21 protein-coding genes are annotated in these 20123 nt (G+C 63.3%); 9 read left to right on the top strand and 12 right to left on the bottom strand.

Going from position 1 to position 20123, the window contains the following annotated elements; translation table 11 throughout:
• Positions 1 to 32: 32 nt before the first annotated feature.
• Positions 33 to 1697: an NAD+ synthase gene (locus WDB86_RS13590; RefSeq protein ID WP_406736157.1), complete on the bottom strand. Its 1665-nt coding sequence runs from the start codon at positions 1695 to 1697 to the stop codon at positions 33 to 35.
• Between the two features lie 202 nt (positions 1698 to 1899).
• Here WDB86_RS13590 and WDB86_RS13585 point away from each other — a divergent pair, with 202 nt between their 5' ends.
• From WDB86_RS13585 to WDB86_RS13575, 3 genes are all read left to right on the top strand, one after another.
• Positions 1900 to 3408 carry a 2-isopropylmalate synthase gene (locus WDB86_RS13585; protein ID WP_406736156.1) on the top strand — a complete coding sequence of 503 codons (1509 nt, stop codon included), beginning with the start codon at positions 1900 to 1902 and terminating at the stop codon, positions 3406 to 3408.
• Positions 3409 to 3620: 212 nt separating this feature from the next.
• Complete coding sequence (locus tag WDB86_RS13580) at positions 3621 to 5021, top strand: YcjX family protein (RefSeq protein WP_406736155.1); 1401 nt, start codon at positions 3621 to 3623, stop codon at positions 5019 to 5021.
• A gap of 11 nt (positions 5022 to 5032) precedes the next feature.
• Entirely contained in the window at positions 5033 to 6025 is a 993-nt protein-coding gene (locus tag WDB86_RS13575; RefSeq protein ID WP_406737054.1) for a YcjF family protein, read from the top strand.
• On the opposite strand, the gene WDB86_RS13570 is transcribed toward WDB86_RS13575, so the two are convergent.
• From WDB86_RS13570 to ruvC, 5 genes are all read right to left on the bottom strand, one after another.
• Positions 6016 to 6564, bottom strand: coding sequence for a sugar O-acetyltransferase (locus WDB86_RS13570; RefSeq protein WP_406736154.1), 549 nt, complete (start codon positions 6562 to 6564; stop codon positions 6016 to 6018). The two genes, WDB86_RS13575 and WDB86_RS13570, sit on opposite strands and share 10 nt — an antisense overlap.
• Positions 6561 to 6968: a group III truncated hemoglobin gene (locus WDB86_RS13565; RefSeq protein WP_406736153.1), complete on the bottom strand. Its 408-nt coding sequence runs from the start codon at positions 6966 to 6968 to the stop codon at positions 6561 to 6563. The genes WDB86_RS13570 and WDB86_RS13565 overlap by 4 nt, the downstream gene beginning before the upstream one ends.
• 7 nt (positions 6969 to 6975) lie before the next feature.
• Positions 6976 to 8007 carry a Holliday junction branch migration DNA helicase RuvB gene (gene ruvB, locus WDB86_RS13560; protein ID WP_406736152.1) on the bottom strand — a complete coding sequence of 344 codons (1032 nt, stop codon included), beginning with the start codon at positions 8005 to 8007 and terminating at the stop codon, positions 6976 to 6978.
• Between the two features lie 96 nt (positions 8008 to 8103).
• Positions 8104 to 8778 carry a Holliday junction branch migration protein RuvA gene (ruvA, locus tag WDB86_RS13555; RefSeq protein WP_406736151.1) on the bottom strand — a complete coding sequence of 225 codons (675 nt, stop codon included), beginning with the start codon at positions 8776 to 8778 and terminating at the stop codon, positions 8104 to 8106.
• Positions 8775 to 9314: a crossover junction endodeoxyribonuclease RuvC gene (gene ruvC, locus WDB86_RS13550; protein ID WP_406736150.1), complete on the bottom strand. Its 540-nt coding sequence runs from the start codon at positions 9312 to 9314 to the stop codon at positions 8775 to 8777. Before ruvC ends, ruvA begins: the two co-directional genes overlap by 4 nt.
• Before the next feature lie 238 nt (positions 9315 to 9552).
• Between ruvC and WDB86_RS13545 the strand changes: the two genes are divergently transcribed.
• Entirely contained in the window at positions 9553 to 9738 is a 186-nt protein-coding gene (locus tag WDB86_RS13545; RefSeq protein WP_339107981.1) for a DUF1127 domain-containing protein, read from the top strand.
• Between the two features lie 187 nt (positions 9739 to 9925).
• Here WDB86_RS13545 and WDB86_RS13540 read toward each other — a convergent pair whose 3' ends face one another.
• From WDB86_RS13540 to msrA, 3 genes are all read right to left on the bottom strand, one after another.
• A complete protein-coding gene (locus tag WDB86_RS13540) occupies positions 9926 to 10273 on the bottom strand; it encodes a hypothetical protein (RefSeq protein ID WP_339107983.1) in 348 nt (115 codons plus the stop codon).
• Between the two features lie 109 nt (positions 10274 to 10382).
• Positions 10383 to 11252: a 50S ribosomal protein L11 methyltransferase gene (locus WDB86_RS13535; RefSeq protein ID WP_339107984.1), complete on the bottom strand. Its 870-nt coding sequence runs from the start codon at positions 11250 to 11252 to the stop codon at positions 10383 to 10385.
• Between the two features lie 148 nt (positions 11253 to 11400).
• The gene (msrA, locus tag WDB86_RS13530; protein WP_339107985.1) at positions 11401 to 12036 is read right to left on the bottom strand and encodes a peptide-methionine (S)-S-oxide reductase MsrA; all 636 of its coding nucleotides are present in this window, start codon (positions 12034 to 12036) and stop codon (positions 11401 to 11403) included.
• A 184-nt stretch (positions 12037 to 12220) separates the two neighbouring features.
• Between msrA and truA the strand changes: the two genes are divergently transcribed.
• Positions 12221 to 12991: a tRNA pseudouridine(38-40) synthase TruA gene (gene truA, locus WDB86_RS13525; protein WP_339107986.1), complete on the top strand. Its 771-nt coding sequence runs from the start codon at positions 12221 to 12223 to the stop codon at positions 12989 to 12991.
• 149 nt (positions 12992 to 13140) lie between these two features.
• Here the strand turns inward: truA and WDB86_RS13520 are convergent, their stop codons facing one another.
• The 3 genes from WDB86_RS13520 to WDB86_RS13510 form a co-directional block, all read right to left on the bottom strand.
• The gene (locus WDB86_RS13520) at positions 13141 to 15090 is read right to left on the bottom strand and encodes a nucleoside-diphosphate sugar epimerase/dehydratase (RefSeq protein ID WP_339107987.1); all 1950 of its coding nucleotides are present in this window, start codon (positions 15088 to 15090) and stop codon (positions 13141 to 13143) included.
• A gap of 76 nt (positions 15091 to 15166) precedes the next feature.
• Positions 15167 to 15772: a sugar transferase gene (locus tag WDB86_RS13515; protein WP_339107988.1), complete on the bottom strand. Its 606-nt coding sequence runs from the start codon at positions 15770 to 15772 to the stop codon at positions 15167 to 15169.
• Positions 15769 to 16683, bottom strand: coding sequence for an NAD(P)-dependent oxidoreductase (locus WDB86_RS13510; RefSeq protein ID WP_339107989.1), 915 nt, complete (start codon positions 16681 to 16683; stop codon positions 15769 to 15771). The genes WDB86_RS13515 and WDB86_RS13510 overlap by 4 nt, the downstream gene beginning before the upstream one ends.
• 192 nt (positions 16684 to 16875) lie before the next feature.
• Between WDB86_RS13510 and WDB86_RS13505 the strand changes: the two genes are divergently transcribed.
• The 4 genes from WDB86_RS13505 (at position 16876) to WDB86_RS13490 (ending at position 19963) form a co-directional block, all read left to right on the top strand.
• Positions 16876 to 17904 (top strand): polysaccharide biosynthesis/export family protein, encoded by a 1029-nt coding sequence (locus tag WDB86_RS13505; protein WP_339107990.1) that lies wholly within the window; start codon positions 16876 to 16878, stop codon positions 17902 to 17904.
• Positions 17905 to 18081: 177 nt separating this feature from the next.
• Positions 18082 to 18948, top strand: coding sequence for a branched-chain amino acid aminotransferase (locus WDB86_RS13500; RefSeq protein ID WP_406736149.1), 867 nt, complete (start codon positions 18082 to 18084; stop codon positions 18946 to 18948).
• A gap of 109 nt (positions 18949 to 19057) precedes the next feature.
• Entirely contained in the window at positions 19058 to 19513 is a 456-nt protein-coding gene (locus WDB86_RS13495; RefSeq protein WP_339107992.1) for a universal stress protein, read from the top strand.
• A gap of 15 nt (positions 19514 to 19528) precedes the next feature.
• Entirely contained in the window at positions 19529 to 19963 is a 435-nt protein-coding gene (locus WDB86_RS13490; RefSeq protein ID WP_406736148.1) for a hypothetical protein, read from the top strand.
• Positions 19964 to 20123 lie beyond the last annotated feature (160 nt).

The following is a 20123-nucleotide window of genomic DNA, read 5'->3' as shown; positions in this document are numbered from 1 at the left end:
AGGCGCGCACCCTATCGCCTGCTGTCCGTCGGCTACTGGCCCGACTGGTCGCGCCAGCGGTTGACCATCGGATAGCGGCGGTCGAGCCAGAAGGCTTTGCGCGTCAGCTTGGTGCCAGGCGCTGACTGGAAGCGTTTCCATTCGGAAATATACAGCAGATGCTCGATCCGCTTGACCGTCTCGCGGTCATGCCCTGCCGCCACGATCTCGGCCACGGATTGATCGCCCTCGACCAGACGTTCAAGGATATCATCCAGCACCGGATAGGGTGGCAGGCTGTCTTCGTCCTTCTGGTCGGGGCGCAGCTCTGCCGAGGGCGGCTTGTCGATGATGACGGCCGGGATCACCTCGCCCTCGGGCGCCTTCATCCACGGGCGGTGATTGGCATTGCGCCAGCGGCAGGTCTCGAACACACGGGTCTTGTAGAGATCCTTGATCGGGTTATAGCCGCCGTTCATATCGCCATAGATCGTGCAATAGCCCACGGCCATCTCGGATTTATTGCCGGTGGTCAGCAGCATGGCACCGAACTTGTTGGAAATCGCCATCAGGATCGTGCCGCGCAGTCGCGACTGGATGTTTTCCTCGGTCACATCGGGGGCCATGCCCTCGAACACATGGGCCAGCGCCTTGGTCACGCCGTCCCGCGCGGGTTCGATATGCACGGCATCAAGCTTCGTGCCCACGCGCCGCGCCAGTTCCGCCGCATCATCCAGAGACCCTTGGCTGGTATATTCCGAGGGCAGCATCACGCAATGCACATTCTCGGGGCCGAAAGCATCGGCGGCAATGGTGGCGACAATCGCGGAATCGATCCCGCCCGACAGGCCCAGCACCGCCTTTTTGAACCCCGATTTCGCCAGATAATCATGGGTCGCCATCACCATCGCGCGGTAATCCTGCTCCCAAGCGTCGGGCTGCGGGTCAAAGCGGCCCTCGGCGGCGACCCAGCCCGAAGGGGTCTCGGTAAAGGTGATATGGTCGATGATCTCGTCGAAGGGCGCGAATTGCGCCGCCAGCGAACGATCGGCATTCAGAACGAATGTCGCACCGTCAAACACCTGATCATCCTGCCCGCCAACCGAATTCAGATAGACGAGCGGCAGGCCGGTTTCCACGACCCGCGCCACCATATGGTTCAGCCGCACCTCGTGCTTGCCGCGATGATAGGGCGAGCCATTGGGCACGATCAGGATCTGCGCGCCGGTCTCCATCAGCGTCTCGGCGACATCCGCATGCCATGCATCCTCGCAGATCGGCAGGCCGATACGCGCAGGGCCAATCTGCACGGGGCCGGAGATCGGACCCACATCATAGATACGATGCTCGTCAAAGACCTCCTTATGCGGCAGGTCATGTTTGAGAACCCGCGCCGCAACCTTCCCGCCCTTGAGCACCCAATAGGCGTTATAATGGCCGGTCGCGTCCTGATAGGGCGCGCCGATCCCCAGAGCCGGACCATCGGCCAGACGGGCGGCCAGAGCCTCGATCCGCGCCATGCAATCGGCAATGAAGGCGGGCTTCATCACCAGATCCTGCGTCTGGTAGCCGGTCAGGAACATCTCGGGCAGCGCCACGAAATCGGCCCCTGCGGCACGGCCTTCCTCCCAAGCGGCCACGGCCTTGGCGGCATTGGCATCAAGCGCCCCCACCGTGGGGTTCAGCTGGGCAAGGGTCAGACGGAAGGTCGCGGCCATAGGACAGATCCTCATAAAGTACGGGGGATGGTGTATCGGGAAGCGCGCGCAAGGGGAAGAGCATCGGGAAAGAGTATGGGGCAAAATCACAATGGCTTGCAGGCCGCGCCTGCCCTTGTCTCACCATGCACATCCACGTAGTTTGGGCAGGCCGGTCGGGAAACAGACCACCCGAACGCCTATCTTCAGGAGAGCCGCTTCCATGACCCTGCCCCAGCTTCGCAATCTTGCCCTTGTCATCGCGATCGGTCTTGGCACGGCCAGCGTGGTGGTGGCACAGGAAGAGGCAGGCGATGTCGCCACCAAGGAATATGACGATGGCGGCATCTATACGGGGACCTTCCGCAACGGCAAACAGGACGGGCACGGAACATATAGCCTGCCCTCGGGCTATGAATATGAAGGCGCGTGGGTGGCCGGCCAGATTCAGGGCGAGGGTCGGGCGCGGTTTCCCAATGGCTCGGTCTATGAAGGCCAGTTCACCGCCGGAAAGCCCGATGGCACCGGCAAGATCACCTTTATCGACGGTGGCACCTATGAGGGCCAGTGGCAGGCAGGCGAGATTACCGGCGAGGGTGTGGCACGCTATGCCAATGGCACAACCTATAAAGGCCATTTCAGGAATGCCCGCCATGATGGCAAAGGTGTGCTGACCGGCGAGAACGGCTATCGCTACGAGGGCGACTGGGTCAATGGCGTCAAGGAAGGCACCGGCAAGATCACCTATCCCGATGGTGCCACCTATGAGGGCGGCATGAAGGCGGGCCAGCGCGACGGTCAGGGCACGCTGACCATGGCTGACGGGCTGAGCTATTCGGGCATGTGGAAAGCGGGCCAGATGAATGGCACGGGCCATCTGTCACAGGCCAATGGCGATCTCTATGAAGGCGGCATGGAGAACGGGCGGCGCAATGGTCAGGGCAAGGTGACCTATGCCAATGGCGACGTCTACGAGGGGACTTTCGTCATGGACCGCCGTCAGGGCAAAGGGACCTTTCGCGGGACGGATGGCTATGTCTACTCGGGCGATTGGGTCGAGGGCCGGATCGAGGGTCAGGGCCGCGTGACCTATCCCGACGGGTCAGTCTATGAGGGCGCCTTCGTCAATGACCTGCCCTATGGTCAGGGCAAGATCACCTATCCCGACGGGTCCAGCTATGAGGGCCAATGGGCTGCGGGCCAGATCGAGGGCCGTGGGCGCGCCACCTATGCCAACGGGCTGACCTATGAGGGCGATTTCGTCAATGCCCGCAACGAGGGTCAGGGCCGGATGACCTATCCCGACGGCTATGTCTATGAGGGCGCATGGAAAGGCGGGCAACGGCAGGGCCAAGGCCGCGCGACCTATGCCGACGGCACGGTCTATGAGGGGACGTTCGAGAACGGCCAGCGCTCGGGCAAGGGGCGTTTGACGATGCCGGACGGGTTTACCTATGAGGGCGACTGGCGCGAGGGCGAGATCGATGGTGAAGGTGTGGCAAGCTATGCCAATGGCGATGTCTACACGGGCCATTTCGCGCAAGGAAAGCGTCAGGGCGCGGGCGTGATGAAATATGCCGACGGGCAGACGGCCTCGGGCAGCTGGTCGGATAACACTCTGACCGAAGCGGGCGGCGAGGCCAAGGCGGTGCCGGCCCAGCCCAGCACCCCCGCCGAGGAGGCCCCCGCCCCCGAAATGGCGGCCCCGTCTGCAAATGGCCTGCCAGACTGAGACTGCCGCTGAGCCTCGGGCTGCGATGGTGCGAGGGGGAGCCGCGCGCTCGGGGGCATCGAACCCCCTCGCACGCGGATGGGCGGCCTGCGGCACGCCCATCAACCGCCCGTCCCGCGCAAGCGCCTGATGGAATGCGGGCCACGACGATTGAACCCCCTCCGGCCTCCTCCTATATCTACGCGAGATCAATCGCATAGGGGTGCGGATTTTTGGGTATCTCCGATCTTGCAGACGGGCTGACGCGGCGGATCGATGGCTTGGGGTCCTCGGTCAGCGAAAGCCTGTTCGAACCTGTCATCCGCTTGGGGGTGACCGGCCTGTCGCGTGCGGGCAAGACGGTGTTCATCACCTCGCTGGTGGCCAATCTGCTGGACCGTGGGAAGATGCCCGCGCTAACCGGACAGTCGCGCATTCGGGCCGCCTTTTTGCAGCCCCAGCCCGATGATACCCTGCCGCGTTTTGCCTATGAGAGCCATCTGGCCGACCTGACGGGCCAAGACCCGCAGTGGCCCGAGGGCACGGGGGCTGTCTCGCAGCTGCGGCTGAGTTTCCGTGTCGCGCCCAGCGGGATGCTGGCGGGGATGCGGGGGATGCGCACCGTGCATCTGGATATTGTCGACTATCCCGGGGAATGGCTGCTGGATCTGGGGCTGATGGAAAAGAGCTACCGACAATGGGCGGATGAGGCCTTTAACCGCCTCGCCATGCGCGGGGGCGAGGCCTATCTGGCACTGGCCCGTCAGACCGACCCCGACCAGCGCCATGACGAGCCTGTGGCCGATGCTTTGGCACGCAGTTTTACGCAGTATCTACAGGCGGCGAAGGCTGCGGGCTTTTCCGATTGCTCTCCGGGGCGGTTCCTCTTGCCCGGAGAAAAGGCCGGATCGCCCGCGCTAACCTTCGCGCCGCTGCCGCCCGCGGAAGCGCCACGCGGATCTTTGGCCCGCGAGATGGAGCGCCGCTATGACGCCTATAAGCGCGAGATCGTGCGCCCCTTCTTCCGCGACCATTTCGCCCGTATCGACCGGCAGGTGGTTCTGGTGGATGTGCTGAGCGCCATCCATGCGGGGCCTGCCGCCTTGGAGGATCTGCGCCAGACCATGGCCGATATTCTAGGCGCCTTCCGTCCGGGCAGGGCCAGCTGGCTGACCAGCCTGATTGGCGGGCATCGGGTGGAGCGTATCCTCTTTGCCGCGACCAAGGCAGACCATCTGCACCACAGCCAGCACGCGCGGCTGAGCCAGATCATGCAAGCGCTCTTGCGCGAGGCCAAGGACCGTGCCGATTTCGCAGGCGCCAAGACGCAGGCGCTTGCCATTGCCGCCCTGCGCGCCACCACCGAGGCTGAAATCCCCCAAGGTGACAATATGCTGCCTGCCGTGCGCGGGCGGCTGCCCGACGGGCGGAATGTGGCGCTTTATCCGGGGGAGCTGCCTGAAGACCCCGCGCAGCTTCTGTCGGCCGCACGGCGCGGGCGCGAGGATTGGCTGGCGGGCGATTATTCGATCATGAACTTCGCCCCTGCCCCCTTGGCCCTGCGTCCGGGCGATGGCCCGCCCCATATCCGCCTTGACCGCGCCGCCGAATTCCTGCTGGGAGACCGCCTGTGAGAAAACCCGTGATGATCGAGCTGGACGAGGCTCCGCAAAGCCCCGCCGATGCGCCGCCGGTAACGGATCTGCCCGAAGCCACCACCGAACAGCTGGAAGGGCGCGCGATGCAGATTGCGGCACGGCTTGCGGCACGCCCGCCCTCAAAGATCGGGCGGTTCTTCTGGAGGTCACTGGTGGCGCTGATCGGCTTTCTGGCCTCGGTTGCGGCTTGGCGCTTTATCGAGGGGCTCTTTGCCGCCAATCCGCTCCTTGGCTGGGTCGGTGCGGGGCTGTTGGGGCTGTTCGTGCTGGCCGCCCTTCTGGTCGCCATGCGCGAAATCGCCGCCTTTTCGCGGCTGAAACGGCTGGATACGGTGCATCACGAGGTCACCCAAAGCCTGCAGGCCGAGGATCTGGCCCGCGCCCGCAAGGTCTCGGCCCGCGTGTCCTCCATTTACGCCGCGCGTAAGGAGATGGACTGGTCGCGCGCGCGTCTGGCCGAACAGGCACCCGACCAGCTGGATGTGCAGACGCTTCTGGGCCTGACCGAGACCACGCTGATGGAGCCTCTGGACCAAGCCGTGCGTCTGGAGATCGAGGCCGCCTCGCGCACGGTCGCCGCCACCACGGCGCTGGTGCCGCTGGCCTTGGCGGATGTGGGCTCGGCACTGATTGCCAATGTGCGGATGATCCGCCGCATTGCCGAGATTTACGGGGGCCGCGCGGGCAGTCTGGGATCCATCCGGCTGGCGCGGTCGGTGATGACCCATCTGGTGGCCACGGGCGCTGTGGCCGCAGGCGATGACCTGATCGAGACGGTGGCAGGCGGGCATCTGGCCGCGAAACTCTCGCGCCGCTTTGGCGAGGGCGTGGTCAATGGCGCGCTGACCGCCCGTGTGGGCATTGCCGCGATGGAAGTCTGCCGCCCGATGCCCTTCACCGCTTTGCGCAAGCCGAAAGTCACCAATATCCTCTCGCGCAGCCTGACCGGCCTCTTTGCCCGCGAGAAGGATCAAAGCTGACGGATAAGACGGGCGGGATTGCCTGCGACCAATGTGGCGGGCGCAACATCGCGGGTGACGACCGCGCCTGCCCCCACCACGGCATTCTCGCCAATGGTCACACCGGGGCAGATAATCGCCCCGCCGCCGATCCAGACCCCGTCATGGATACGCACAGGCTTGCCCGATTCCAGCATGGCGCGACGGGGCGCGGCCTCTAGCGGATGGGTCGCGGCATAGATCTGCACATTGGGGCCGATCAGCACCTCCTCGCCGATCGTGACCAAGGCACAATCCAGAATGGTGCAATTGTAATTGATGAAGCTGCGCGCGCCCACGCGGATATGCTGGCCGTAATCACAGCGGAAAGGCGGCTTGATCTGGGTGCCCTCGCCCAAAGCCCCCAGAAGCGGCCCCAGAAGTTCGGCACAGGCACCCGCATCCAGCCGCGCGTTGAAGGCGGCCAGCACCTGCGCCGCCCGCACCATATCCGCCTGTAATTCGGGATCATCGGCGCGATACAGCTCTCCCGCCAGCATCTTCTGTTTCTCGCGTCTCACCGCAGCTTCGGGATACCGCCCGGCAGCTTCTCGCGATCCACCACACCCGCCCGCAGGCTGGTGCCGATCCGGTGCGCCAGCGCCGACCAGCCAGCCGCCGCCAGCGGGTCCAGCTCGCGCCTGAGCGTATCATCAAACAGCCCCAACCAGACAGGAAACATGCCGGGTCTGACATCTCCGGCCTGCCGATGGGCGCGCATGGGGGAGCCGTCATAGCCATCTTCGTGCAGAATGGACCCCTTCCAGAACGCCGCCACCTTGGCCTCATGCTCGGGCCAGTCGGTGACATGGGCGGCAAAGACCGGACCCAGCATGTGGTGGTCGCGCACACGGGCGTAAAAGGCCGTCACAACGCGGTCGATCTCGGGGCCGGTGATCGGGAAACGGGCTAAAGGTTCGGTCATCAGTGCCTCACTCGAACATATCGCTTTGCGCGGGCGGGGCGACCTGCGGCTCGGCCAGCCCCAGATGACGCCACGCGCGCTGCCCCAGCATCCGCCCGCGCGGCGTGCGCTGGATCAGGCCCTGCTGCAGAAGGTAGGGCTCGATCACCTCTTCAATCGCATCACGGCTTTCCGACAGCGCCGCCGAAAGCGTCTCTACGCCCACCGGACCGCCACCGTAATGTTCGGCCATCAGCATCATGTAACGCCTATCCGCCCCGTCCAGACCAAGGTTATCCACCCCCAGCCGCGTCAAGGCACCATCGGCAATCTCGCGGGTCAAACGGCCATCGCCCTCGACCAAAGCGAAATCCACCACGCGGCGCAAGAGCCGCCCCGCAATCCGTGGCGTGCCACGGGCGCGTTTGGCAATCTCGCGCGTGCCCTCGGGATCAGAGGGAATACCCAACAGCCGCGAGCCCCGCGTCACGATCTGGTCCAACTCGTCCTCGGTATAGAATTGCAGCCGCGTCGGAATGCCGAAGCGGTCGCGCAAAGGCGTGGTCAAAAGACCCAACCGCGTCGTGGCACCGACCAGCGTGAAGGGCTGCAACTCGATCCGAACGGTGCGCGCAGCAGGCCCCTCGCCGATCACCAGATCCAGCTCGAAATCCTCCATCGCGGGGTAAAGCACCTCTTCCACCGCCGGATTAAGTCGGTGGATCTCGTCGATGAACAACACATCCCGCGCTTCCAGATTGGTCAGGATCGCCGCCAGATCCCCCGCCTTGGCCAGCACGGGGCCAGAGGTCATCTTGAAATTCACCCCCAACTCGCGCGCCATGATCTGCGCAAGCGTGGTCTTCCCCAAACCGGGCGGGCCATGAAACAACGTATGATCCATCGCCTGCTGACGCATCCTGGCCGAAGCGATAAACACCCGCAAATTGGCCCGCGCCTCGGCTTGGCCGACAAATTCATCAAGCCCCTGCGGCCGCAAAGCGCGATCCGCATCCTCGGGCAGACGGTCGGGGCGTAGGGTGGGATCTGGATCACTCATTTCGTCATTCTCGCGCAACCTCGGAGGTCTGTCCATGGGCGGCCCCGCCGCCCGCGATGCGAAGGGGGCTCAATGCCCGCAAGCATCGCACGCCCCTCAATCTTTCGGGGCCAGCAGACGCAGCGCCAGACGGATCAGCTTGGCGGTATCCACCGCCGCCGGATCCTCCGACGCCTGCGCCACAGCTCCTGCCGCCTCGGTGGGCGAATAGCCCAGATTGGTCAGCGCCGATAGCGCCTCGGCGGTAAAATTCGTCTTGGGCGTGGCCGCCGGTGCGGGACGCGGGGCTTTGGGCACCGCGACCGCCCCCTCCTCCGTCTCGATCACCGGCGCGGCCTCCACCGTCAGATCCCCGCCCATCGCCATGATCGAAGGCGCCTTGTCGCGCAGCTCGTTCACCACCCGCTGGGCAATCTTCGGACCAACTCCGGGGGCGGCCTTCACCGCAGACCAATCCCCCAAAGCAATCGAGCGCCCCAAAGCTTCCGGCCCCAAGGTCCCCAAAATCGCCAGAGCCGCTTTCGAGCCGATCCCCTGCACGGAAATCAGCAAACGGTACCACTCTTTCTCCAGCAGGCTTGAAAACCCGAACAGCTGCAACAGATCCTCGCGCACCAGAAGATCGGTATAAAGCGCACAGGGCTCGCCCACCCGCGGCAAGCTCTGCGAGGTCAGCGCGCTGACATGCACCACATAGCCCACGCCGCGCACATCGATCATCACCTGATCCAACCCGCGATGGATGATGGTTCCGGCCAAACGTCCGATCATGATGCGCTCCTTTTGATCCGCCCGCCCGTTGTGGCGGCACGGGACAGCTGCGCCGCCGTCATGCGGCGCGCCGATTGCAGATGCAAGGCATGACAGATCGCAATCGCCAAAGCATCCGCCGCATCGGGGCTGTCAAAGCTGACCCCCGGAAGCTGGTGCTTCACCATATGCTGCACCTGAACCTTATCGGCATGGCCCACGCCCACAACCGTCTTCTTGACTGCATTGGGGGCATATTCGCCCACCTCCAGCCCCGCCTGCGCCGGAACCAGCAGCGCAATCCCCCGCGCCTGCCCCAGTTTCAGCGTGGCCACCGCGTCCTTATTGACAAAGGTCTGCTCGACGGCGGCGGCTTCGGGGGTATGGATCTCGAAGACCCGCGTCAGCCCCGCATGCAGCTCCATCAACCGGCGCGCAAGCGAATCACCCGCCGAATGCAGCGTACCATTGGCCAGATGGCGCAGGCGCGACCCGTCCACCTCAATCACGCCCCAACCGAGATTCCGCAATCCCGGATCGATTCCGATCACCCGCATGGCCTGCCCTTTTACCATTCTTTTACACTTCCTAGCACGAAACAGGAACATCCGGAAGGGCTTGCGCGCCGTAACGCAATAAATGGCAAGAAATAAAGCCTACAAAGAAGGATTCCTGCCATGCAAAAATCGCATGACGGGACTGCCAAAGCTACGTTTGTTTTCGTAAACCGCCCACATTATGTGCATCCTCGTAAGAGAAAAGATCAACAACTAGCACGAAAAGAAAAGGTGACCCATGTCGCTGCAATCCACCAACCGTATCGAACTGCGCACCGTCCGTCCGGGCTTCTTCCAACAGATCATTGATCTGGTCGCAAACTGGAATGACCGCCGCATGACCCGTATCGCACTGTCGAAACTGACCGACCGTGAACTGAACGATATCGGCCTGACCCGCATCGATATCTCGAATATCCGCTGAGAATGGCCGCTCGGGTGCTCCCCCTCCCGCCGGTCGCCAGCGATACAGAAAGACAAGCCGTGCAACGCTGAGTGCACGGCTTTTTTCTTTGTACCACGGCGGAATAGCCCTGCAGGCCATCAGGCACGCCATTGGCAGAACCTGTGCAAACACTGTCTGTGAAAAAAGCGCCCCGCGCCCGCAATGCTTAGCGCAGAACCTGCGCGAGAAGCCCCGAGAGGTTACGGCTGATCACATCGGGTTCCATCAGCACCGCCACCGCCGCATCAATCCCCCCATCCATCCGCAAATGCGTCAGACGCAGGGCATAGCCATCGGCCCCCGCCTGCATCATCAACGCGGCCTTGAACAGGAAAAAGCCCAGAAGCAGGAACAGGCTGGCCTGTAGCGGAAAGGCCAAACGGCGATGGACCGGCGGTTTGGCGTGGTCCAGCCGCCCCAGAGCGCCTGCGGCCTCGAACCCGCCACCGGCTTTATGGCGGCGGGCGATACGACCGAGGCGATCCTCGAACTCTTTCGAAACATGCGATGCCACGACGCGCTCCATAACCGGCCAAGCGGCGCTGTGCCGCTAAGTCAGTTATGAAGATTGTGTTAAAGCATTGCGAGCATTTTTAGAGAAATGCGCCTTAAATTCTTGGCAATTAGCTCTTCTTCAGAACCAATGTCGTCCAGTCGCCATGTTCGTTTCGATGCTGCAAACCGAAGCCCTCGGCCTCATAGGCCGCGATCACATCATCGGCTTGTTCATGCAGGATACCACTCAGGATGGCATAGCCCGATTCGGCACAGCTCCGCCCCATATCGGGTGCCAGAGCCAGAAGCGGCCCTTTGAGAATATTGGCGAAGATCAGGTCGAAAGGGGCCGCCTGCGCCAAGCTCGGATTGCCGAAACCAGCCGCCTCTAGGCAGACCACCCGTCCGGCAAGATCATTGCTGTCGACATTGGCCTGCGCCGTTTCGACCGCGATCGGGTCGATATCAGAGGCCAGAACCGTCTCCGGCCAGATCTTGGCAGCCGCCATAGCCAGCACCGCTGTGCCGCAGCCGATATCAACGGTGTTCTTGGCATGGAACCCCGCCTTTTCCAGCGCATCCAGCGCCAGCAGGCAGCCCAGCGTCGTGCCATGATGGCCCGTGCCAAAGGCCATCGCCGCATCGATCTTCAGGGCAATCGCCTCCGCGGGCACCTTATCGGCATCATGGCTGCCATAGACGAAGAACCGTCCCGCCGCGACCGGCGCAAGCTCGCGGCGCACATGCGCCACCCAGTCCTGATCGGGCAATTCGGAAACCGCGAAATCCTGCGCGCCATGCACAGCCGCCAGAATGGCCAGCGCGACCTCGTTGGGCTTTTCGGTGAAATAGGCCCCGATCTCGTAGCGGCCCGACCCGTCCTCGATCTCGAAAACCCCTGTCCCATAGGGCGCGGGATCGATCTCGGCCACATGCGCCTCAAGTGCATCGGCCTCGGCACGGTCGGCCAGCGTGGTGAAAGCGGTATATGTCGGCATGGCTGTCTCCTTTCGACCCCTTGCGGGTTTTGTCCTGCTTTGGCGGGGTTTGCGGCCTCCGTCAAGCGCAGGCTCCGCAGGGCCCGCACGAAAGCGCCAAAGAAAAAGGGCGCCCGCGCGCCCCTCCCGTTGCGATCCTATGGCCGGATCAGACCGCCAGACCGATCGGGCAACTGACACCGGTGCCGCCAATGCCACAATAGCCACGCGGGTTCTTGGCCAGATATTGCTGGTGGTAGCCCTCGGCATAGAAGAAGGACGGCGCGGGATAGATTTCTGTGGTGATCGCGCCATAGCCCGCTTTGGCAAGGCGCGCGGCATAAACCGTGCGGCTCTCTTCGGCGGCCTGCGCCTGTTCGTTCGAGAACGTATAGATCCCCGACCGGTATTGCGTGCCACGGTCATTGCCCTGCCGCATCCCCTGCGTCGGATCATGCCCCTCCCAGAACACCCGTAGCAGCTCTTCATAGGAAATCTTGTCCGGATCGAAGATCAGCCGCACGACCTCGTTATGGCCGGTCATGCCGGTGCAGACCTCGTCATAGGTCGGGTTGGGCGTATGGCCGCCCGCATAGCCGACCATCGTCAACCAGACACCGTCCAACTGCCAGAACAGACGCTCGACTCCCCAGAAACACCCCATCCCGAACATGGCGACTTTCATCCCCTCGGGGCGCTGCGCTTCGAGATTGCGGCCCGTGAGAAAATGCGGCTCGGTGACCGGCATCGGCATCTCCCGACCGGGCAGGGCCTCGTTGACGGATGGTATGCGGCTAAGCTTCATGTCTGGTTCCTCCCCTTCTGGTCGCGCTGCAAAGATAGGCATCCTCCCCCCATTTGCCAGCCCTAGCTCACAGTAAGGTTAGCACGCAACGCAACGTCGGGCCAGGTTCCGCCATATCGGTCAAACCGCGCCCTGACCATCACGGCGCTTGCAAGGGCACGCGGGCCTCGCTAGGGAAAGCGCCATGCCCAGATATGCACTCAAGATCGAATATGACGGAAAGCCCTTCGCGGGCTGGCAGCGACAGGCCGACCAGCCTTCGGTGCAAGGCACCATCGAGGCCGCGCTGGCCAAGCTGGAAAAGCGCGACCACACCATCGCCGCCGCAGGGCGCACCGATGCGGGCGTACATGGCACGGCGCAGGTGGCGACCTTCGATCTGGAGAAGGACTGGGACCCTTTCCGCCTGTCCGAGGCGCTGAATTTCCATATGAAACCCGCACCTGTGGCCATTCTGAAGGCCGCGCGGGTGGCGGATGATTTCCACGCCCGTTTCAGCGCGATCGAGCGGCGCTATCTTTTCCGGCTGGTGGTGCGCCGTGCGCCGATGACCCATGAGGCGGGGCAGGTCTGGCGCGTGCTGAACCCGCTGGATCTGGAGGCCATGCGCGAGGGCGCCTCCCATCTGATCGGCCTGCATGACTTCACCACCTTCCGCAGCTCGATCTGTCAGGCGAAATCTCCGGTGAAAACCATCGACGAGATCACCATCGAGGAAATCGCCATCCCCCACGGGCAGGAATTCCGCTTTTTCCTGCGCGCCCGCAGCTTCCTGCATAATCAGGTGCGCTCGATTGTCGGGACATTGGAAAAAGTCGGCAGCGGCGCATGGGAGCCTTCGCGCGTGAAAGAGGCGCTGGAGGCCTGCGACCGCGCGGCCTGCGGGCCGGTCTGCCCGCCGCAGGGGCTGTATCTGTGCGGCGTAGGCTATCCGCAGGACCCGTTCGAGGATTAACCACACGCCGCCCGGGTTCTGACCTGTTCGCGGGCCCGCGCAGGCGGAATGCCTGCTGGCTCAAGTGGCTCAAGAGGAACGAGGGACCGCATCCCGGCAGGTTTCACGCTATCACGCCAGTCCGGTTCGCGCTCGGTCGCATCCGGCGATTACTCCGCCGGCGTATCGCCCGAGCGCTCCTGACGCTTGTCGCGAAGCTGGCGTGCCAGGCGGAGCTGTAGCGCATCCTCGGGCAGGCTGCGCGGAACATAATCGGGCACCGCCTTCAGGATCACCTCCAGCACAGCCGCCGTATCGCCCATATCCACCGCATCGCGCAAATCGCGCAGGGCGGCGGCCATTTCCAGCTCCGAGAGCATATCCTCGCGCACACGGATAATCTTGGGGTGGTCGGTGGTCTGCGCACCTTTGCGCACCATCAGCTCCTCATGCAGCTTTTCGCCCGGACGCAGGCCGGTAAAGGTGATCTCGATATCGCCTTCGGGATTGTCCTCGCTGCGCACGCTGAACCCCGCCGCATTGATCAGCTTGCCCGCCAGATCGACAATCTTCATCGGGCGGCCCATATCCAGCACATAGACCTCGCCCCCTTCGGCAAAGGCCCCCGCCGCCAGCACCAGACGGGCCGCCTCGGGGATGGTCATGAAATACCGTGTCATACGCGGGTCGGTCACCGTCACCGGCCCGCCCCGTGCGATCTGCTCCTTGAACAGCGGAATGACCGAGCCAGACGACCCCATCACATTGCCGAAGCGCACGATGGAATAGATCGTGCCCTGCGACCGTCCGGCCAGATCCTGCACCGTCAGCTCGGCAAACCGCTTGGATGCCCCCATCAGGTTGCTGGGCCGCACCGCCTTGTCGGTAGAGACCAGAACAAAACGCCGCACCCCGCAATCGCGCGCGGCCCGTGCCAGCACCGCCGTCCCCAGCGCGTTATTCGAGATCCCGACCCGCGCATTGCCTTCCACCAGCGGCACATGCTTGTAGGCGGCAGCATGCAGCACGACCTCCACCCCATAGCGCGACAGCGTCTCGGTCACATGCACGGAATCACAGACGGACCCCAGCACCGGCACGATCTCGCAGCCGATCGCCTCGCCCAGAACCCGCATCTCGGCCTCGGCCAGATAAAGCGCGTATTCCGATAGCTCGAACAGCACCAGCTTGGCGGGGCGGCTGGTCATCACCTGACGGCAGAGTTCGATCCCGATCGACCCGCCCGCGCCGGAAATCATCACGGTGCGCCCCCGATAGGCGGTATGGCTGTTGCTGATCTTCTTTTCCAGATTCTCGCGCGGCAAAAGCGCCGCCGTCCCGGCGGGCATCAGCTTGTTCAGAAGGTTGGTCTCGCCACTCAGACGGGCGAATGCCGGCAGGGTCTCGACATCAACCCCGAACCGCGCCAGACGCTTGGAGATAAAGGTCTGCTTCTGCACCGACACCGACGGCATCGCCAGAATGACCTTGTTGATCTTGTAACGGTCCAGCACGCGGTCGGCATGCACCCCCGAAAAGATCGGCACACCATTGAGGTTCATCCCGTCCAGCGTGCCATTATCGTCAAGAAACGCATAGACCATCATGCCGGGACGGTTGCGCAGCTCATGCGCAAGCGCCATGCCGGTGCGCCCGGCCCCGTAGATGGCGATGCGACTGACCACATTGGATTGGCGGTAGATCTGCACCAGCAGATAATACAGCCCCTGCCGCATCCCCAGCGTGCCGATAAAATGGGTGATGGCAAAGAGGATATGCAGCCGCAACCCGCTATCGGCATGGGAAATCAGCGACAGCAGATAGGAACTGACCCCGAGTGCGGCAGAAATGGCGAGGCTGCGCAGCACCGCCTCGCCGTCATAATCCTTGAGCTTGCGGTTGAACATGCCCAGCACAGAGCCAAGCCCCACACTGACCATCAGCAGGAAAGGCAGATAGATCAGCGTCAGCTTGAAGGTCACGGCCGCCTGATCGACACCAAAGCGCAGCAGCAGCGCGACCCAGAAGGTCAGCGGGACCATCAGCAGGTCGATCACTGCCAGAATGCAGAATTTAGTCTTTTGGTCCAGCGCCACGAGGCGCCGAGTGAAAGAAGCCATGCTTGTCTCAGGGTCGCTTTGTGGTAATTTCTACCAATAGCCCTGCCTTTGCACAACAATGTAAGACACGCAGAGGTTAGCTCAACACTTTTTTGATGGTGTCCCATACCAGTTTTGCATCAAAACAGACAGATTGATGGCGCTGATACATCAGATCGAGCCTGGCTTTGGCCGGAATGCAGGTCTCGCAATAGACACGGTCGGTCTGTTCCGGCGTATCACATTGCGCCAGCAGCCATTCTTCGTGACGATGATAATAGAGCGAGGCCAGCCCCGTCGCACCGGGGCGCGATTTGAGAACCTCGCCATAGAGTTCGGGGAACCGCTCCACATATTCCCGCAAGGGCGCACGTGGCCCGACGAAACTGAGATCGCCCTTCAGGATATTCCACAGTTGCGGCAACTCGTCGCCACGGGTCTTGCGCAGGATACGCCCGATGCGCGTCACCCGCGCCGCCTTGTTCCCGCCCGAGACCCCGCTATCGGCGGCGACCACGCTCATGGTGCGGAATTTCCACAGCCGGAAACTCTGCGTGGGGGTTTTCATCCGCTCGGCAACGTAGAAATAGGGGCGCCCCTCGGTGAAAGCCAGCGTCACCAGCACCACAAGGATCAGGGTCAGCAGGATGGGTGCCAGACACAGCGCCAGCCCCAGATCGAAAAGACGTTTGCCAAAGGTCATGACAGTTCTCCGCGCAGTTGGATCACCTCGCCCACCAGACGGTCGGCACGCACGGGCCGCTCGGGGACCAGCCCCAAAGCCAGAGCCCGCGACACATCCAGCTCGACCCGCGCGATCGCCGTGTCGGGGGCCGGACGGGTCTGATAGGAAATCCCGGCTGCGGCCAGCAGGGCCGCCATATCGACCACGCCCGCCTCGGCCAGATTGATCACCTGCGGCACGGAGGCCCCTGCCGCCATGAAACGCGCCAGCCGCAAAATGGCCTGCGCCAGCGTCACGGGGCCGATATAGCTGCGCAAAGGCCCGTGCAGGGCCTCCCCTTCTGCGAAGACATCCAGCACCCGACCGCCTTCCGGCGCGGCATGCCCCAACAGCGCGTCCGCCCCTGCAACATTGCCGATACGCAGGCAACAGCAGGCCGGATAGTCCTGCGCCATCCGTTCCATCGCCTGCTTGGCGCGCCCGTATTCCGAGATCGGAGCCAGTGGCGCGGCCTCCGGAAAAGGCCGTCCGGCCAGCGGCGCCTCGGTGGACGGGCGCCCATAGACCGAAGCCGACGAGGCCAGAATGACAGGCTTTCCCGCCTGCTGGGCCGCCGCACAAAAAGCCTGCGCCAAGGTGACATTCAGCGCCATATCCTCGGCAGATCCTGCCGTCACACCGGCCAGCCCCAGCACCACATCGGCAGCCCCGACCGCCCGTTGCAGGGCGTCCGGCTCGGCCAGCGGGTCAAAGACCACATCGCCGCCCCGCCCTTCACGACGGGCCTGCACCACCAGCTCGACCGCCGCAGCCTGCCCGAATTCCGTCCGCCGCCAGACCGGAACCAGCACCCGACCCAGTCGGCCTGTCGCACCGATGGCCAAAAGCCGGAGCGGGCGTTGAGAAAGCGGGGCTCGTGTCAGTGCCAACTTGTAAATCCCTTTCAGAAAGGCCATTAAAGGCCATGCTCGCCTCTAGCGATTGAAGTCTGCCAAAGCCTTAGCATCCGCCAAGACGATGCGAAACGGGGGAACTGTATGAGTTCGAAAAGTCGTCGCGCTGTAATCATGGTTACAGCCCTCTTTGCCCTTGGTGCCTGCTCGCTCCCAAGAGGCGCTGCGATGCGTTCGGAAATCCTGAAGAACGAAGACAGCGCGAACGCGCAATTTGCCCATTATGCCATTGACCGCGCCCATCTGGCGCAGATCCAGAGCTGGCCTGCCGGTGCCCATGCGCTGCCGCCACGGGCATGGCTGCGCGGCGGTGCCAGCGCACAGGCCGGCACGTTGAGCGCGGGCGACATGGTCGGGCTGGCCGTCTGGGAAAACGGCGACAACAAGCTGCTGACCTCGGAAGGCGCGCCTTCGGTGGCGCTTCAGGCCACACAGATCAATGATGACGGCACGCTCTTCGTCCCCTATGCCGGACCGGTGCATGTGGCCGGCCTGTCCATCGAAACCGCGCGCCAGCGGGTGCAGGATGCGCTGACCGCCCTGCTGCCTGCCGCGCAGGTCCAGCTCTCGCGCCAGCCGGGGATGCGCAATACCGCCGATCTGGTCAGCGGCGTTGCCTCGCCCCGCTCGATCGACCTGTCCCAACGCCCGATGACCGTGCTGAGCGCGATCACCGAAGGGGGCGGCGTATCGACCGCGCTGAAAAACCCGCAAGTGCGGCTGATGCGCGGCAAGACGGTCTACGAGATCTCGATGAAGCGGCTGACGGATGATCCGACGCTCGATACCGGCATCCGTCGCGGCGACAAGCTGATCATCACCGAAGATCCGCGCTACTTCCTGTCGCTCGGGGCGGCAGGCCGCGAGGAAATCGTGCCCTTCCCGCGCGACAAGGTGACAGCCCTCGAGGCCATCACCCTTGCAGGCGGGGTCAATGACAGCCGCGCCGACCCCAAGGGCATCCTGATCCTGCGCGAATATCCGTCAACGGCTGTCGGCCCCAATGGTCCGACCCATACGCGGGTGATCTTCTCGATCGATCTGACCACGACCGACGGCCTCTTCTCGGCGCAGAACTTCTATCTGCAGCCGCAAGATGTCGTGCTGGCCACCGAAAGCCCCGTCGTCAAGGCCCAGACGCTGTTCGGCCTGTTCAATACGACGGTCTCCTCGGCCTATCGCGTCTCGAACCTCTAAACGCCCGCAAACCGTCCGGTCATGTATCGGTCTGGGGTATCTGTCTGGGGCCTCTGCCCCGGACAGAGGCGCAAGACAGATACATGACGGATCGGCAGACAAATTTTACGCCCGCCCGCTCTGGACCTTTCCCGCGCGGGGTGATTGCTTGGGCCCGAAGTTTGGAGACATAGAGACATGGCATTCGGGAAGAATATCCGCACTTGGTTTGAAGGCGCATGGCAGGATGGCGACGCGATGGTGATGCGGGCCGCCGATCACGGTCTGTGGCAGGGGTCCAACGTCTTTGACGGCGCGCGGCTGTTTAACGGGCTGGTCCCCGATCTGGATGCGCATTGCGCCCGCCTGAACCGCTCGGCCGAGGCGCTGATGATCACGCCCACGATGGATGCGGACGAGATGGTCGACATCGTGCGCGAAGGGCTCAAGCCTTATGGGCGCAACACCGCCGTCTATATCCGCCCGATGTATTGGGCGGTGAACGGGTCCGAGCTGGGCGTCGCCCCTGCCCCCAATTCCACGGGCTTCGCGATCAGCCTCGAAGAGGTGCCGATGCCCGGCGAGGATGCCGCCACCACGCTGACCACCACGCAGTTCCGCCGCCCCGTGCTGGCCGATAACGTCTGCAATGCGAAAGCGGGCTGCCTCTATCCCAATAACGCGCGGATGCTGGTCGAGGCCCAGCGTAAGGGCTTTGGCAATGCGCTGGTGCAGGATGCGCTTGGCAATGTGGCCGAGACGGCTTCGGCCAATGTCTGGATGGTCAAGGACGGCGAATTCTTCACCCCCGTCGCCAATGGCACTTTCCTTGCAGGGCTGACCCGCAAACGCCATATGAAAAACCTGCGCGAGGCGGGCTATACCGTGAATGAGGCCGTTCTCACGCTAGAGGACTTCCGTCGCGCCGATGAGGTCTTCCTGACGGGCAACTTCTCGAAGGTGCAATATGTGAAGGCCTTCGACGATGTGACCTATGACTATGGCCCGCTGACCCGCAAGGCGCGCGAAATCTATATGGATTGGGCCACAAGCTGCCCGCTCTGACACTGGCGGTTGCAAAGCCGTTGCAAAGACAGGGCAGGCGGGCAATCATGCACCCGCCTGCTTTACCGGCCAAGCCCGAGAGCTTTCGGCCCAACCTTTCGGAGCCTTCATGCGCAAATTCCTTGTCGTTCTTGATGACACCCGCGAATGCCTGAACGCGATGCGCTTCGCGGCCATGCGCGCCAGCCATACCGGCGGCGGCGTGACCATTATCTCGGTCATCCCCCCCGAGGAATACCAGCACTGGATGGGCGTCGCAGAGCTGATGCGCGAGGAAGCCCGCGAACGGATCGAGGCCCATTTCGAGGTCTTCGCCAAATGGATGCGCGACCGTCAGGGGGTGAATCCCGAACTGGTAATCCGCGAGGGCGAGCCGGTGAAAGAGATCTTCAAGCTGGTCGAGGAAGATCCCGAGATCGGCGTGCTCGTGCTGGGCGCGGGGGCAGGCAAGGGCGGCCCCGGCCCGCTGGTGACGCAGATGGTCAAGAATTCGGGCTCCCTGCCCTTCCCGCTGACCATTGTTCCGGGCGATATGTCGAAAGAGAAGCTCGAACAGATTACCTGAACCGCAAAGATTCATATGAAACATTTTACAACCGCGCTGGCCCTCGGGCTGGCGGTTCTGGCTGCGGGTTGCAGCACTGTCGAACTGCCCCCCGAAGACATGCCTTATTTCGAGATGTCGGTCGCTGGAGACAACCTCTACCCGCTGCAGCGCACCACCTATTATGAAGACGGCAGCGTGGTCTATTCCGAGGCCAAGCACAGCTACAACAACAATCGCGGCGCGCTGAGGTCGCATCAGGAGCCCGGGCTCTATGCGCGGATGATGCAGGCATGGAAACATCCCACACAGGCAGATCGCGCCAATGCCCCCGCACAGATGTCTCTGGAAGAGCTGATGTCCTGCGCCCATTGCCCGAACTACAGCTTTACGTGGTTTGACGGGCAAACCAGCCGAGGCGTGCCGGCTTATGCTTTCACGCCCGCGCTCACCCGAAGCGTTGTAGAATAACCGCCGATGAAGGCGAACGCGCTGTTCTTCGCAGCGGCGCTATCGGCCTGCGCAAATGCTTCGATGGCATTGTCCCTTCGAGCCATTGTCCCTTCGAGATTGACATTCTTGCCTCGCCCGAGGCGGAGATAGCACCCGAAGCCTCTCCCTGCCCGAAGCT

Origin of the sequence: Thioclava sp. GXIMD4215 (genome assembly GCF_045291555.1) — a bacterium.
GTDB lineage: Bacteria > Pseudomonadota > Alphaproteobacteria > Rhodobacterales > Rhodobacteraceae > Thioclava > Thioclava litoralis.
This window is presented reverse-complemented; position numbering and strand designations above follow the sequence as displayed.

What these genes read in the sequence shown, in the direction of transcription:
- WDB86_RS13575 (WP_406737054.1), top strand. Translation starts at nt 5,033, where the DNA reads ATGATCGAGCTGGACGAGGCTCCGCAAAGCCCCGCCGATGCGCCGCCG.
- WDB86_RS13565 (WP_406736153.1), bottom strand. Translation starts at nt 6,968, where the DNA reads ATGACCGAACCTTTAGCCCGTTTCCCGATCACCGGCCCCGAGATCGAC.
- truA (WP_339107986.1), top strand. Translation starts at nt 12,221, where the DNA reads ATGCCCAGATATGCACTCAAGATCGAATATGACGGAAAGCCCTTCGCG.
- ruvB (WP_406736152.1), bottom strand. Translation starts at nt 8,007, where the DNA reads ATGAGTGATCCAGATCCCACCCTACGCCCCGACCGTCTGCCCGAGGAT.
- ruvA (WP_406736151.1), bottom strand. Translation starts at nt 8,778, where the DNA reads ATGATCGGACGTTTGGCCGGAACCATCATCCATCGCGGGTTGGATCAG.
- WDB86_RS13545 (WP_339107981.1), top strand. Translation starts at nt 9,553, where the DNA reads ATGTCGCTGCAATCCACCAACCGTATCGAACTGCGCACCGTCCGTCCG.
- WDB86_RS13590 (WP_406736157.1), bottom strand. Translation starts at nt 1,697, where the DNA reads ATGGCCGCGACCTTCCGTCTGACCCTTGCCCAGCTGAACCCCACGGTG.
- WDB86_RS13500 (WP_406736149.1), top strand. Translation starts at nt 18,082, where the DNA reads ATGGCATTCGGGAAGAATATCCGCACTTGGTTTGAAGGCGCATGGCAG.
- ruvC (WP_406736150.1), bottom strand. Translation starts at nt 9,314, where the DNA reads ATGCGGGTGATCGGAATCGATCCGGGATTGCGGAATCTCGGTTGGGGC.
- WDB86_RS13515 (WP_339107988.1), bottom strand. Translation starts at nt 15,772, where the DNA reads ATGACCTTTGGCAAACGTCTTTTCGATCTGGGGCTGGCGCTGTGTCTG.
- WDB86_RS13535 (WP_339107984.1), bottom strand. Translation starts at nt 11,252, where the DNA reads ATGCCGACATATACCGCTTTCACCACGCTGGCCGACCGTGCCGAGGCC.
- WDB86_RS13490 (WP_406736148.1), top strand. Translation starts at nt 19,529, where the DNA reads ATGAAACATTTTACAACCGCGCTGGCCCTCGGGCTGGCGGTTCTGGCT.
- WDB86_RS13585 (WP_406736156.1), top strand. Translation starts at nt 1,900, where the DNA reads ATGACCCTGCCCCAGCTTCGCAATCTTGCCCTTGTCATCGCGATCGGT.
- WDB86_RS13505 (WP_339107990.1), top strand. Translation starts at nt 16,876, where the DNA reads ATGCGTTCGGAAATCCTGAAGAACGAAGACAGCGCGAACGCGCAATTT.
- msrA (WP_339107985.1), bottom strand. Translation starts at nt 12,036, where the DNA reads ATGAAGCTTAGCCGCATACCATCCGTCAACGAGGCCCTGCCCGGTCGG.
- WDB86_RS13520 (WP_339107987.1), bottom strand. Translation starts at nt 15,090, where the DNA reads ATGGCTTCTTTCACTCGGCGCCTCGTGGCGCTGGACCAAAAGACTAAA.
- WDB86_RS13495 (WP_339107992.1), top strand. Translation starts at nt 19,058, where the DNA reads ATGCGCAAATTCCTTGTCGTTCTTGATGACACCCGCGAATGCCTGAAC.